Source organism: Gracilibacillus caseinilyticus (genome assembly GCF_022919115.1).
GTDB classification, from domain to species: domain Bacteria; phylum Bacillota; class Bacilli; order Bacillales; family Amphibacillaceae; genus Gracilibacillus; species Gracilibacillus caseinilyticus.
On the sequence record NZ_CP095072.1, the window covers coordinates 2,699,812 to 2,713,562 of the forward strand.

The 13,751-nt window shown below is 37.8% G+C and carries 11 protein-coding genes and 1 tRNA gene; 6 read left to right on the forward strand and 6 right to left on the reverse strand.

Annotated elements, in window-relative coordinates; translation table 11 throughout:
• The first annotated feature begins 278 nt into the window (after positions 1-278).
• Positions 279-351 (forward strand) — tRNA-Val (locus MUN88_RS12735).
• Positions 352-638: 287 nt separating this feature from the next.
• On the opposite strand, the gene MUN88_RS12740 is transcribed toward MUN88_RS12735, so the two are convergent.
• A complete protein-coding gene (locus MUN88_RS12740) occupies positions 639-938 on the reverse strand; it encodes a DUF378 domain-containing protein (RefSeq protein ID WP_244715604.1) in 300 nt (99 codons plus the stop codon).
• 491 nt (positions 939-1,429) lie between these two features.
• Positions 1,430-1,576, reverse strand: a complete 147-nt coding sequence (locus MUN88_RS12745) for a hypothetical protein (protein WP_244715606.1) — start codon at positions 1,574-1,576, stop codon at positions 1,430-1,432.
• A 163-nt stretch (positions 1,577-1,739) separates the two neighbouring features.
• Between MUN88_RS12745 and MUN88_RS12750 the strand changes: the two genes are divergently transcribed.
• Both MUN88_RS12750 and MUN88_RS12755 read left to right on the forward strand, forming a co-directional pair.
• The gene (locus MUN88_RS12750) at positions 1,740-2,021 is read left to right on the forward strand and encodes a hypothetical protein (RefSeq protein ID WP_244715608.1); all 282 of its coding nucleotides are present in this window, start codon (positions 1,740-1,742) and stop codon (positions 2,019-2,021) included.
• 218 nt (positions 2,022-2,239) lie between these two features.
• Positions 2,240-3,751, forward strand: a complete 1,512-nt coding sequence (locus tag MUN88_RS12755; RefSeq protein WP_244715610.1) for a glycine betaine uptake BCCT transporter — start codon at positions 2,240-2,242, stop codon at positions 3,749-3,751.
• Between the two features lie 276 nt (positions 3,752-4,027).
• Here the strand turns inward: MUN88_RS12755 and MUN88_RS12760 are convergent, their stop codons facing one another.
• Together MUN88_RS12760 and MUN88_RS12765 are read right to left on the reverse strand one after the other, a co-directional pair.
• Positions 4,028-4,216 (reverse strand): hypothetical protein, encoded by a 189-nt coding sequence (locus MUN88_RS12760; RefSeq protein ID WP_244715612.1) that lies wholly within the window; start codon positions 4,214-4,216, stop codon positions 4,028-4,030.
• A gap of 15 nt (positions 4,217-4,231) precedes the next feature.
• On the reverse strand, positions 4,232-4,819 hold the full coding sequence (locus MUN88_RS12765) for a hypothetical protein (protein WP_244715614.1): 588 nt from the start codon (positions 4,817-4,819) through the stop codon (positions 4,232-4,234).
• 188 nt (positions 4,820-5,007) lie between these two features.
• Between MUN88_RS12765 and MUN88_RS12770 the strand changes: the two genes are divergently transcribed.
• A complete protein-coding gene (locus MUN88_RS12770; RefSeq protein WP_369809884.1) occupies positions 5,008-6,066 on the forward strand; it encodes a PQQ-dependent sugar dehydrogenase in 1,059 nt (352 codons plus the stop codon).
• A 162-nt stretch (positions 6,067-6,228) separates the two neighbouring features.
• Positions 6,229-7,485, forward strand: a complete 1,257-nt coding sequence (locus MUN88_RS12775) for a cytochrome P450 family protein (RefSeq protein ID WP_244715616.1) — start codon at positions 6,229-6,231, stop codon at positions 7,483-7,485.
• A gap of 191 nt (positions 7,486-7,676) precedes the next feature.
• Here MUN88_RS12775 and MUN88_RS12780 read toward each other — a convergent pair whose 3' ends face one another.
• Complete coding sequence (locus MUN88_RS12780) at positions 7,677-9,764, reverse strand: choice-of-anchor J domain-containing protein (protein ID WP_244715618.1); 2,088 nt, start codon at positions 9,762-9,764, stop codon at positions 7,677-7,679.
• A 263-nt stretch (positions 9,765-10,027) separates the two neighbouring features.
• Positions 10,028-10,918: an AraC family transcriptional regulator gene (locus tag MUN88_RS12785; RefSeq protein ID WP_244715620.1), complete on the reverse strand. Its 891-nt coding sequence runs from the start codon at positions 10,916-10,918 to the stop codon at positions 10,028-10,030.
• Positions 10,919-11,153: 235 nt separating this feature from the next.
• Here MUN88_RS12785 and MUN88_RS12790 point away from each other — a divergent pair, with 235 nt between their 5' ends.
• A complete protein-coding gene (locus tag MUN88_RS12790) occupies positions 11,154-13,109 on the forward strand; it encodes a glycoside hydrolase family 127 protein (RefSeq protein WP_244715622.1) in 1,956 nt (651 codons plus the stop codon).
• The last annotated feature ends 642 nt before the right edge of the window (positions 13,110-13,751 follow it).

Here is a 13,751-nt window from a genome sequence, read left to right on the forward strand (position 1 = left end):
ATGTTGGTTTTTTGGTAAAATTAGCTAGTATTATGACGGATGTTAAGGAGGTGTAACATTGGTAGGAAAGGGTTGAGAGCGTTTTCGGTAAAGGAAAAACTTTGTTACTTGATCAATGATCATCAATTTGCGAAGATATGTTTTTTGATAGGCAGAAGTGGATATTAGAGAAGAACATTAGATAGGAACTGAAAATAAATAGACGAATTTATTGAAATATTATTGACAGATTGTTCATTCTTTCTTATATTATTAATTACCTGCTAATTTTATATCATGATTCCGTAGCTCAGCTGGGAGAGCGCTACCTTGACAGGGTAGAGGTCGTTGGTTCGAGCCCAATCGGAATCATTGTAATACCAAGGGTTTTAGCTCTTGGTATTTTTTATTCCATGGCTATTGACCCCATTTTGGCTACGTAAAAAGGTTTGAAAAATTTTCTGCTGTTTGCTAATGCATATCTGGCAGAACATGAGAGTAGATATCTAAAGTTTAGAGACTTTTCCGTGCCCCAAACTCACTAACAAGTTTGGGTTTTTAACCAGGTTTACCAATGACGTGGCGTAAGTATGCCACAAATGTGGTGGGCTTTTAATTAATTAAGGACCGACAAGAAAATCGGTCCAAACAAATAACGATTATTTCTCTTTTTCATTGTTGAATTTTGACGGATCAGTTTCCTCTGCTATCTCAGTAGAATACTGTAAATTTCTATTCCTCTCAACGGCTGAGCTTTCTTCATCTGCTGTTGGAGCAAACAATAAAGGTAAGCAGCATAATGCACCAATCCCTACCAAAGTATAGATAACTCTTGATAGTGCAGCATCTTGTCCTCCGAATATAGATGCAACTAAATCAAACTGAAATAATCCAATTAACCCCCAGTTTATAGCTCCTATAATTACTAGTGCTAAAGCGACACGTTGTAAAGCATTCAATTATTTCGCCTCCTTTTATAAAATGGTACATACTTATTATTAGTTTAATTTTTTTAGTTATACATTGGATATTTTTCCTAACTGCCACGTTAGTTTTAGGTATTTTCTATTCAATATGTTACAATACCATCTAAGGGAGTGTCCCTCCCTTCTCACATTGTGTTCAGTCCTTACCATTTCTATTTACAAGTCACACTTGTTCAATAGTGGTAAGGACTAAAATGAAATTATTATGAAATGGAAATAAATAACTTCAGGGATTCCTGTAGCAACCATCACTATTAGGTAAAGTGGTGTCTTTTTTACATTCATATTGATAAGGGCATTTTTTAATAGCAGTATTTACGTTTTAACCCAATCGGAATCACTATAAAGCCAAGTGTCATTGGACACTTGGCTTTATTTATTACTAAGTAAATAGTAGAACAACATTGGATATTATTATAAAAAACGACCTACTAAAACTTCATGTAGGTCGTTTTTTTGTATAATTATCGTTGCTCTTGATTTGTCATATCTGTTGCATTAGTAATTAATTTTTGAATTTGTCTTCCTTGTCTTTGACTATTCATCATGTTGTAGGCTGCAACACCTATCCCAATTGATCCAAGAACAGGTAACCATTGAATATTTCTCATTATTATCCCCTCCTAAACTTGGCTCTTAAAGCCTTTTATATTTTGTGGAGAAAATATAAAAGCATGTGTGGAAATCATTTCTCATCAACATCGGATTAAAAAATGTAGAAATGAATAAAACTAAAATTGTTTCAAATCATTAGAACTAAATGGAGGTTAAATCATGAAGAAAATCATCACTTTACTATCGTCCATTGCGATTTCAATTGGTGTTTTATCAGCATGTGCAATGAATAACGATAATCAAATGAATGAACAACCGGAAGATGTAAACTACGAGCCCACTAAATATGATGAAAATAACAATATAAACAATAGAGGGCAAGATATGGATACTGATCCTCGAAATATAAGGGAACCAAATGAGACCGATACTCCCAATAACATGGATGAAGAAGAACCCGATCTTGATGAAGAACCATCTGAAGAGAGAAGAGGAAATTAGTTAAAGCTCCTTTTTCATTGTTTAATCCTTACCAAGCAGTTAGTTTCTTAAATCGTCTGCATGGTAAGGACCATCTTCTATAACACTAAATAGATAACCCCAAAATATAGCACGACAAAGTAAATAAGGGAAGTATTGTCTTTTATTTACTCCTTACATTATCTAAATAAAAAAGACAATACTACTAAATAACGTTAGAAACCGCAGGAGGAAATCAAATGAAACAACGTTATATCGTATTTTACATATCATTATCTATACTCCTTTTACTCGTTATTGCCGGGGCAGTAATACCTAAAACATTAGATGAAATCACGTTAAACATTCAAACCTTCTTTTCAGACGCGTTTGGGTGGTATTATTTAATTCTGGTTGCTATCGTGCTGGTCGTTTGTCTATATTTACTTATCTCACCTATTGGGCGTATCAGGCTCGGAAGTCAAGATCAAAAGCCGGAGTTTTCCAGACCGACTTGGATTGCGATGTTATTTAGTGCTGGTATGGGGATTGGACTTGTATTTTATGGCACATCAGAACCGATTAGCCACTATGCAATTAGTTCTCCGACGGGTGAAGTAGGTACCGATCAAGCCATAAAGGATGCACTTCGATTTACTTTTTTCCATTGGGGAATTCATGCTTGGGCTATTTATGCCATCGTCGCTCTTGCTATTGCTTATTTTCATTTTAGACATAAAAAGCTTGGATTGATAAGTGCGACATTACAGCCAATCTTGGGAGATAAGATAAATGGAGTCACTGGAAAAGCAGTTGATATCTTTTCGGTATTAGCGACTGTGCTTGGTGTCGCGACTTCACTCGGGTTCGGTGCCGTACAAATCAATGGTGGTTTGAAGTATCTTTTTGACGTTCCTGCAACGATTTGGATCCAATTTATTATTATTGCGATCGTTACCGTTTTATTTTTGATATCTGCGTGGTCTGGCTTAGGAAAAGGTATAAAAATTTTAAGTAATGCCAATATGATTTTGGCAGGTGCGCTTTTTCTGCTTATGTTCATATTTGGTCCGACACTTTTCATTCTAAACTTATTTACCAATACGCTTGGTTCCTATATTCAAACCTTGCCGCAGATGAGCTTTCGAATAGCACCATTAAATGAAGACATTCGTGGCTGGATTAATGGATGGACAATTTTTTATTGGGCTTGGTGGATTGCTTGGGCACCGTTTGTAGGAATCTTTATTGCTCGCGTTTCTAAAGGAAGAAGTATAAGGGAGTTCGTATTCTTTGTTCTTCTGGTACCTTCTCTCGTCGTTTTCTTATGGTTCTCGACCTTTGGTGGTTCCGCCATATCACTTGAACACAATGGTATTGCAGATATATCAAGCCTTACTGCTGAAGAATCGTTATTTGGGGTGTTCTCCCATTACCCAATGTCATTGTTAATGTCGATTACAGCAATGATTTTAATCGGATCATTTTTTATCACATCTGCAGATTCAGGAACCTATGTATTAGGGATGATGACAACCAATGGTTCGCACTCTCCTGGTAATAAAATAAAATTCACTTGGGGGATATTGCTCTCTGCAATAGCGTTAGTTTTGTTATACACGGGGGGGCTTCAAGCGTTAGAGAACATGATGATTATAGCTGCGTTGCCATTTTCCATCATTATAGCGTTAATGGCGATCAGTTTATTGAAGGCTTTACGGGAGGAAGCGAAAGAGCTAGGGATAGGTCGGATAAAAAAAAGAAAAGCATAACACTTCTAGTAAAGAGCTAATCACTTATTGATTGGCTCTATGCTTCAGATAATTTTGAAAGAAAATATGATAGTATCAGGATGTGATTTGTTACGTTACAATCGTTAGTTATATCTGTGGTGAATGTTGGTGTTGATAACAGCTTCCTAAAGTAATTGATCATGTAGAGGCTCAAGCAGGAAAACATGTAGATACAAATAGAAGTATGATAACAAAACAGCAATTTAGTATAAAGAGAAGAACTCCGTGGCTATTTCTTTTGATTAATAAAAAACGTTAAATAATTTCAAATAAGTTCCCAATTATTTTTCCTGCGCCTCTAAACAACCAGAAGATAATACGAAAAGGTAGAAAGATAATTTCAGGAATCAAAATCAATATATCAAACAAAAATTCCCAAAACGAGTATGGCTCATTCTTTATTTGACTTCTTTTCGTTTTTGTTTTGTTCCGTCGTGTTTTCAATGCGCACTCTCCCTTTTAATTGGAAAAATAATAAATATCGATAGCGATAGTCATAGCAATCAAAGATAGGGTGGTTAGAAAATCTAAGTTGGTCTTGTACAGGAAATAAGCGTCATCGTTCAACAGATTTTCTTTAATGGATGCATAAACAAAAGAACGTCTTCTAATTGAGGAAATCGGCTGATTCGATGAGCAATCTGTGATCTTGAAATCGGTTCCTCCGTATCCGCCAACGGCATGTAATATCTTATTATTATTCTGATCAATTACTGTCATGGAAGGTGATTTCCATTTTACCTCCGACTTAATTGTTGCTAGTTGATCTCCAAGGGTTGAGTAAAGGGCAAGGTCATAACTGAATCCTTTCCCTTTCTTCACCATACCTAGGACCTCTTTATTTGCATCCCGGACCGTGAATTCTAAGCTAATTACACTATGTAAAGAAAGAAGTTTTAATAATTGATTACCGGCGTTTTTTGCTGATGATTGAGTTTCTTCGATGGTTCCTATTATGGTCTGATTAGTCTGGATGGAGTATAGTCTACCTCGGAATTGGATCCGGGTATCTCGCTGCACTGATATTTCATCATATTGATCGAACATGAAGTATCCTCCTGTTTTGTGCCTTCTATATATATTACGACTGTGTAATCGATCAGGTTTCATCTTTTTCAACATAACCTGAAGAAATAAGTAAAAAATTGAAAAAATTACATAGTTAGTCTGCTTTTGAAGTGATTCCCAATCTGTTTTTTGTTACATTAAATTTAAAAAGGAAGGAGCGGATCAATTTGAAGCATTTCACCTTCATTTTTGTCATGGTGATAGTTGTTATAACAGGGTGCTCAGACAATGTACAGCAAAATAGTGGGGAAGAGGAAAACAAGGATGTTGAAGTAGTGGCAGAAAACCTTGAAGTCCCATGGTCGATTGAAAAATCTCAAGATACTTTTTATTTGACGGAAAGACCCGGAAATATTGTGAAAATAGAAAATGGGGAAGTGGAACGGCAAAGTGTTGAGCTGAATAAAGAAATTGCGACAGCGTCAGAATCGGGTTTGTTAGGATTTGTACTGGATCCTGATTTCTCAGAAACAAATCTGGCTTATGCGTATTATACTTATGAGGACAGTACTGGCCAATTTAATCGCATTGTCACACTTCGCCTACAAGATAATGCTTGGATAGAAGAAGACTTACTTCTTGATAAGATCCCAAGTGGTTCGTATCACCATGGCGGTCGCTTAAAGATTGGACCGGATGGAAAACTGTATGCAACTGCAGGTGATGCCAGTCAAGAAGATATTGCGCAAGACCAGGAATCGCTGGGTGGTAAGATATTACGATTGAATCTTGACGGCAATGTTCCAAGTGATAACCCATTTTCTAATTCCTATGTATATAGCTATGGACACCGAAACCCACAAGGTATGACCTGGTCGTCTTCAGGTACTTTCTATGCCAGTGAACATGGGAATAATGCCAATGATGAAGTAAATCTAATAGAAAAAGGGAACAATTATGGATGGCCAATGATAGAAGGTCATCAGGAGCAGGAAGGTATGGTTTCTCCTTTATTTACTTCCGGAACTGATACAACCTGGGCTCCATCTGGTATCGATTTTTATCAACAAAAATTGTACGTCGGTGCATTACGAGGAGAAGCTGTTTTAGAGTTTGATCTTGAAACGGAGGAGCATCGTCAAGTAGTGAGCGGGTTAGGAAGAATTCGGGATGTGTTGATCGAAGGAGATTCACTTTATTTTATCAGTAATAAAACAGATGGCCGAGGTAGTCCTGATGAGAATGATGATAAACTTTATCGAATGTCACTTAGTGAAACGGATTAATGGTCGCTTCTAATTAACCCAATTCATCCGCAAAAAGCAGGTAATGATGACAAATGGATGTGGTCTTTTGTACCTTATGTCGTTCATCCAAAGTTGTTAAAATGGAAATGGAACGTTTGAAACAAAGGGTACCATTGAATACTTTCTGAGAGGATGAATGTAATGGAATCAAAACAAATAACACCGGAACAAGAAGTTTTAGGTGTACTAGGTGGTAAAATTAATAGGGATCCTTTCGCTGTTTTTGAAGATTTACGAAACAATGGATCTGTCCGGCCAATACCGATGCCGATGGGTGATCCTGATCATCAAACATGGATTGTGTCACATATGGAACAGGCCAAGCAAGTATTGAAAGATCAAGCAACTTTCTGTGTGGATCCTGCTACAATTGAAAAAAGCAGTGATACAAAAAAATCGTTAATCAATAGTTCGGAGGAGGTAAGCTCTAATTTATTTCTTTCAAACTCTTTAAATGCATTAGATGAGCCGGATCATCGACGATTACGACAATTAGTATCGAGAGCATTTACTCCAAAATATATGGAAAGTTTACGTCCAAGTGTACAGAAAATAGCTGATGATTTACTCGATCAAGTACAAGATAAGGGTGAAATGGATATAGTAGTGGATTATGCTTATAAATTGCCAATCAATGTTATATCAATCATGATCGGAGTGCCTGAATCCCAACGTGAAAAAATTTATCATTGGTCAGAAGCGATTGCGAATGGACTTGGTGTAGGGAGAGTAGACGAAGACGTTGCAAAAAGCTTGGAAGCATTTGGTGAATACTTTAAACAGCTTATAGATGAGAAGCGCCGTCATCCTAGTGATGACTTAATCAGTGAATTGATAGCGATAGAAGAAGAGGGAGATAAATTAACTGAAAATGAACTTCTTTCAATGGTTCAACTATTAATCTTTGCAGGTCATGAGACTACTTCTAATTTAATCTCTACCGGAACATTAATGCTGCTGGATCATCCGGAACAATTAAATTTGCTTAAAGACGATCCTGGCCTGGTTCCAAATGCTGTGGAGGAATTATTGCGATATCATGGTCCATCTACAACTGCTGGTCCGCGTTATGCCAGAAAGGATACGGAATTAGGAGGACAGCAAATTAAAAAAGGCGATATACTTTTTCCACTACTGAAATCAGCAAATCGTGATGAAAATGTCTTTTCAGATTCGGAAGACTTGGATGTGACACGCGATCTCAAGCGTCATCTTGCTTTTGGACAAGGTGTTCATATGTGTTTAGGGGCGCCGCTTGCAAGAATAGAAGGAGATCTTGCTTTTACTACATTATTAAGAAGAATGCCACATATCAAATTAAATATTCCAAGAGAAGAGGTACAGTGGCAATTTAAGTTGGCTGCACAAGGTTTATCTAGTTTGCCCGTATCTTTCTAAGCCGTTCTATAAACAAGCTACACCCCAAAATTCGTTTTTGGGGTGTAGCATTGTAACGATTATTTTTTTATACGTTAGGAAAGCATAAAATTTTAGCGAAGAAGCAGTTCGACGTAGTGAAAATTTAAAGTGTACCAAGTATAAGAAAAACCTCGGCACTCGCTAATAGACGAGGCGAATGCCGAGTTTTTCTAATGCCCTTTCTTCTTCAACTCAACCTCATACGTAAATGGTACAGGATTCTTATCATCAGCAGGAGCTGCATACGATGTAATCATCCGATTGGTTCCTTTTTTAAATAATTGTCGTAATTGTAATGCGTTCTCATCTGTCACATTAAACGGATCGACAGTAATGACTTTATATTTTTTCTTGTTCTTCAATTCCCGTTCATTAATAAATGTCACAGTGTAGTTTACGTAAGTCTCCGTTAGTTCTTGGAATGACGTGAAAGGATCTGTCGAAGCTCCGTCCTGATAGTAGTCTATTTCTGGAATTGCAATATTATCAATGTACCAGCCATTATTTGTTGTTCCCCAATCTGTGAGGTAACGGAAGGAGATCAGAATCTCCTGACCAGAATAGGCGGATAAATCAAAGGATTCCTGCTGCCAGTTTTCAGAATGTCCGGTAAAACCAGGCACGTTCTCTTTGATTTTAGGATATCCTTCTTCTACTACATCACTTCTAGTGTTTTCATTTGCTAAGCTTTCCCACGTTTCACCGTCATCCGTCGAAACTTGCACAACACCAAAATCCCATTGTTCTTCGATATCAATAAGTTGGTCAAATTGCAGTGTAGCGGTTGACAGTGAGGTGAGATCTGCTTCAAAAATAAGCTCATTGTCCGCTTCATCCGCTTTGCCACCCCAAAGCACTTTCTCTTCAGAACCTAAAGGATCATCGACAGAGGTCCAAGGTGTGGAACGAAAATCAACCCCATCAAAATGAATCGTGTCAATCTTCTCATCGAAGTCTAACGTTTTGAAATCACCACCCCATGCAGGCACACCATCTTTTTCATAAGTTAAAGCTTTCTCATAATCGACTGTAATGCCACGAGGTGTTCCTTCATCATCGACTGGGAGATTGCGCAGATCAATACTTGCAAAATTATATTTGTCGTCGTCTATTGCGAGTGTCGTGATAAAGTCCTGATAGACATCTGTGAAATCCTTTCTTGATCCGTATGCTTTTAGTACTTCGTTTACACTTGTTAGACCTTGTGAAGTATTCTTGGCCAAATCACGAATGAATTCCTGACCAAATTGTTCATTCATAAATAATGTAAAAAGATAGACTTGTCCATAGTCTGCAATTGTTTCTGGACCAGTCTCTGCAGACACGTGTTCATCCCAGTTTACTAATGAATTTTCTGGATGGTCTAAGTAAAAGTTAATCGAGCCTGCGTCATGTCCGTAGCCACCTAAGTATTCAGAAAAAGTGGACATTCCTTCATTTAACCATGACTCTTCGGCACCATCATTATCAGCATGGATTAAATGCTGCAGCTCATGAATCGTCGTTGCAAAAAAAGTAGATTCTAAGCGGGTCTCCCAGTTGGAGCTGTCTATCGTTACGATATTTCGATCAATATAATTTTCGATCGTTTGCCAGAAGAAACCTGCAACGAAAAAAGGATACTCCGGGTCTTCATAATTGTCATCCTGGATGTTATCGACGAGAATGATTGTTTTATCACTGCCTTCATAGTAATTATCAGGCAGCCCGACCATTTCTGGTAAAGTTGCATTACTGCCATCTAACGTATCAGGCATACCAAAAAATGATGTGTTTTTGGGATAAATATTACTATCAAATTCGTCTCGCAGTTTATCCACTTGTGATTGTGTGACAACATGGGCTGGCCTTGTATCGCCTTCAGGGAAAGATAAATCGTCAGCAACCCAGATTTCGACGTTGTCACCGACACTGCGTAATGTATAGGTTTTTAATGATAGGTTGCGATTTAAGAAGTATTTAGTACCACCGTCATAGGTGAATTTGGCGTCTGAAGCAGTTTGTGTAGTGGCGGCTTTCTCAGATGCAGGGAGCTGTCTCGCTTGCTTTTTCAGTTTCTGTTCCGCTTCATTGATAAAATTTTCGTTTTTAGATAGCTTGTTTAATTTTCCATCAATATCAATCCGGTCACCATAACGCTCGACATCCCAATCGGAAAGATCATTAGATTGTGCGAACACATTAGGTGCATAAAACAGAATCGAAAGTAAAACTACTACACTAGTAAATAATAACCTCGATAAAGCACTTCTTTTCATCTGTCATTTCCCCTCTCATCATATAAAATTGCATTTATTCTATCATGAGATGATGAGAGAAGGTATACTTATCAGCCAAGTTCATACAAAATATCTAGATGATGTCAGGTAATCTAGCAATAAAGTGAATCATATATCCCGGTTCAATTGAGAAGTGATAGAAGAGAATTTAAAGTTTAGTAGATAACGTTTGTGAATAATTTATTACCTATTGGATAAATTATCCATAAAAAAAGACTTTGAATGTAACGAAAACAAGTATTTCAATCCAGGTTCAATCGCGTCTTACCAAACGCCTTCCGGTATTCAGTAGGTGTTATTTTCTCGTGTTTCTTAAATAACCGCATGAAGTATTTCTCATCTTCAATTCCCACACTTTCTGCTATCACTTTAATGTTTTGGCGTGTACCTATAAGTAAATCCTTCGCTTTGGAAATCCGTAATGCATGAATATAGGATTGCAGTGTTTTCCCGGTTTTTTTCTTGAAATAACGTGACAGGTATTCCTTGTTGTAACTGAATCTGTCAGCTACAGTAGAAACGGTAATGCCGTTAAATGCATGAATACGTGCCCATTCTAAAATATGATTAATATTAATATCATTTTCATTGAAAGCGGATTCATGTATAGAAGAGTGAACAAAAGTCTGTTCGGAAAACTCGATCAATAGCGCAGTCATTAAATAATTGACGCTCATACGTGAGTAGTAGTTGGAATTATCCACGTCCAGTAATTGATTGGCCAAAATGTTGAGACGATCGGCAAACATCAACGATGAAAATTTCGGGAAATAAATACTTTTTATTTTTCTGCTCGCTTCTGGATTGGTACGAATGTGCAAGACCATATCATCGTTTATGGTGCATGCAGTCGAAATATTATCACATTCAAAATGAAACCAATAAAATGAAATGTGTTTATTGCAAATCTTATAGCCATTATGAACTTTATCTGGATACAAAAACAGGACATCTCCTGGTTGAACTTCATACTGCGTTCCGTCTTGTTCAATAAACAGTGTTTCGTTAACGCCAATGATCATTTCGTAGTTATTGATTGTCCTCCTCTTATGAGCCCAGTGTTGATCGGTTTCAAATAGTCCACCTGATATATAGTTAACAGGTGTTTCAATATCTAGTTTAATAAACGTCATTTATAGTAGACCTCACTCTCCGATTCTTTGTTTCATTATACCTTTTATAGCACCTAACTGAACAGTTTAAATGGAAAATTCAGCATGATCAGCTTTTATTTTATCCAGTCAAAAAAGTCCACATTTTGTTTGGATCTCGCTACTTACGTGATGCATGAACAATGCTAAAATGTTGTAAGCAAAAACAAATAGGATCTATCATCTTCATGTAAATCAGTAAAGGGAGTGGGAGTTTATGAGAACGAAAGAACAGACCTTATCTAAAATGAAGCCAATCCCATTAAAGGATGTATCGATTCATGATCCATTTTGGGGCCCATGGCAACAACTTGTGAAGAATTCTATCATTCCTTATCAATGGGATGCTTTAAATGATCGTATTCCAGGAGCAGAACCGAGCCGAACTATTGGAAATTTCGAAATGGCTGCAGATCGTAAACAAGGTACACACTATGGCATGGTCTTCCAGGATAGTGATTTGTATAAATGGATGGAGACAGTTGCTTTCTCTTTGCAAATTGATCGTGATCCTCACTGGGAAAACATAATGGATGACGTCATTGAATTGATAAAGGAAGCGCAGGAGGATGATGGTTACCTTCATACTTATTTTTCTGTCAATGAGCCAGACAAGAAATGGACGGATTTAAAAGAGGCACATGAATTGTATTGTGCTGGTCACTTGATTGAAGCGGCCGTGGCTTATTACAATGCGACAGGTAAGAAACAAATTATTGAGATAGTCAGTAAATTAGTCGACCATATCTCTGCAGTATTAGGGAATCGACCGAATCAAAAGAACGGATACCCGGGACATCCAGAGATTGAACTAGCGTTAATGAAACTGTATAACACAACAAAAGATCAAAAATACCTAGATTTGTGTCAATATTTTATCGAGGAAAGAGGGCAGCGAAATCCTGTTCATTATTATAATCAAGAATTAGAGCAAAAAGGTGTCGTTAAAAAATTAGATGATCGAAATTATGATTATTATCAAGCTCATTTACCGGTAAGAGAGCAAACTACAGCAGAAGGTCATGCCGTAAGGGCAACTTATTTATACAGTGGTATGGTCGATTTAGCTAATGAATTGGAAGATGAAGAGTTATTGGAAGTGTGTCGAGTCTTATGGGACAATACCGTCAACAAGCGGATGTATGTAACCGGAGGAATCGGTTCCTCTTCTCATGAAGAGCGTTTTACAGTAGATTATGATCTGCCTAATGACCGTGCCTATACCGAGACATGTGCTTCTATTGCTTTGATCATGTGGGCGCATCGCATGGTGCAAATCGAAGCAGACCATCAATACACTGATATTCTAGAGCGAGCATTATACAATGGGGCATTGAGTGGCATATCATTAGATGGTAAAGGATATTTCTATGTGAATCCACTGGAGGTCTGGCCACATACAGCAAACTGCCGCCATGATATGCAAACAGTCAAAACAACGAGACAGCAATGGTTTGGCTGTGCATGCTGTCCACCGAATATTGCAAGACTATTAGCATCACTTGGTGAATATATTTATTCAACGAATGATAAAGGGATATTTGTCCACTTATATATTGGTGGTCATACATCCTTTGAGATGGATGGACAGCGAGTAAATTTAGAACAAACATCAGAATATCCGTGGGATGGGAGAGTTACTTTTACCATTTCAACTGAGAAACCCACAACATTCACCTTATCCCCCCGAATTCCAGGCTGGTGCAGAAATGCTAAAATCGTCGTGAATGGCAAAGAAGAGACGGTACCTGTTAACAAGGGATATGCCAGCATAACAAGAGAATGGGAGGATGGAGATTCTGTTGAATTATTATTTGAGATGCCAGTAGAAGTAGTCCGAGCACATCCTGATGTTCGTAATAATGCTGGAAAAGTAGTATTACAGCGAGGGCCAGTTATTTACTGTTTAGAAGAAAACGATAATGGTTCAAATCTCCAGGATATACAGTTAAAGACAGATGAGCCCTTTACCGTACAGTATGAACCGGAATTATTAGAAGGCGTCAATGTGATAATCGGAAATGCTGTACAAACGGTAAGAAAATCAGTTGAAAATAACTTGTATTCGACGCAACGATATCCGGTCACAGATAGAAGCATAACCGCAATTCCTTACTATGCATGGAGTAACCGCGGAGAGAACGAAATGACAGTCTGGATACGAGAATTTTAATAAATGAAGAGAAAGGAACGGTTCTTTCGTTATTATTCGAAAGAACCGTTCCTTTTTTGTAAGCCAAAAATAACGTTCATTAAGAGAAATTCCAGAAGTGAAATAAAATCAAGATTTGAACAAGGAGTTCTCATAATACGGATTATGTAAACTAGCTGCATAGTGGTCATTTTGAATTGTTTCATCTGCTTTGATACCGCTCCGGCCAACCACTTCGCGTCCTGCGGGGTACGGCTGAAGCTAACTTTGTGAAGAAAGGCACTTCACAAAGTGGATCTTCAGCACCTGCACGTCCCGCGGGAGTCTACGTGGTTGGCCTACGCTACTGTATAGATTGTACAACTAATGTATGAAGTAGTATATTGATTCCTATCCTCATGTAACTATCTATAATAGCTGCTTACATTCTCAAATACGTTATGCATAGCACTGCTGCTTTTAGCTGTTCCTTACGTTGTAGAACTTCCCTTAAGCGTAGGAAATATGCGGAGACTCCCGTGGGATCAGTCGTATCCGAAAATCCCGCAGGAAAGCGGGTTTCTTTCCGAGGAAGTTGAGGCCGCCCCAACAGGACGCGGAGCATATTTCCGAAGCTTTGCTACACACATATGTCAAAATCACCAAATTGTAATACCTCCACTT

What these genes read in the sequence shown, in the direction of transcription:
- MUN88_RS12785 (WP_244715620.1), bottom strand. Translation starts at nt 10,918, where the DNA reads ATGACGTTTATTAAACTAGATATTGAAACACCTGTTAACTATATATCA.
- MUN88_RS12780 (WP_244715618.1), bottom strand. Translation starts at nt 9,764, where the DNA reads ATGAAAAGAAGTGCTTTATCGAGGTTATTATTTACTAGTGTAGTAGTT.
- MUN88_RS12750 (WP_244715608.1), top strand. Translation starts at nt 1,740, where the DNA reads ATGAAGAAAATCATCACTTTACTATCGTCCATTGCGATTTCAATTGGT.
- MUN88_RS12745 (WP_244715606.1), bottom strand. Translation starts at nt 1,576, where the DNA reads ATGAGAAATATTCAATGGTTACCTGTTCTTGGATCAATTGGGATAGGT.
- MUN88_RS12755 (WP_244715610.1), top strand. Translation starts at nt 2,240, where the DNA reads ATGAAACAACGTTATATCGTATTTTACATATCATTATCTATACTCCTT.
- MUN88_RS12790 (WP_244715622.1), top strand. Translation starts at nt 11,154, where the DNA reads ATGAGAACGAAAGAACAGACCTTATCTAAAATGAAGCCAATCCCATTA.
- MUN88_RS12765 (WP_244715614.1), bottom strand. Translation starts at nt 4,819, where the DNA reads ATGTTCGATCAATATGATGAAATATCAGTGCAGCGAGATACCCGGATC.
- MUN88_RS12775 (WP_244715616.1), top strand. Translation starts at nt 6,229, where the DNA reads ATGGAATCAAAACAAATAACACCGGAACAAGAAGTTTTAGGTGTACTA.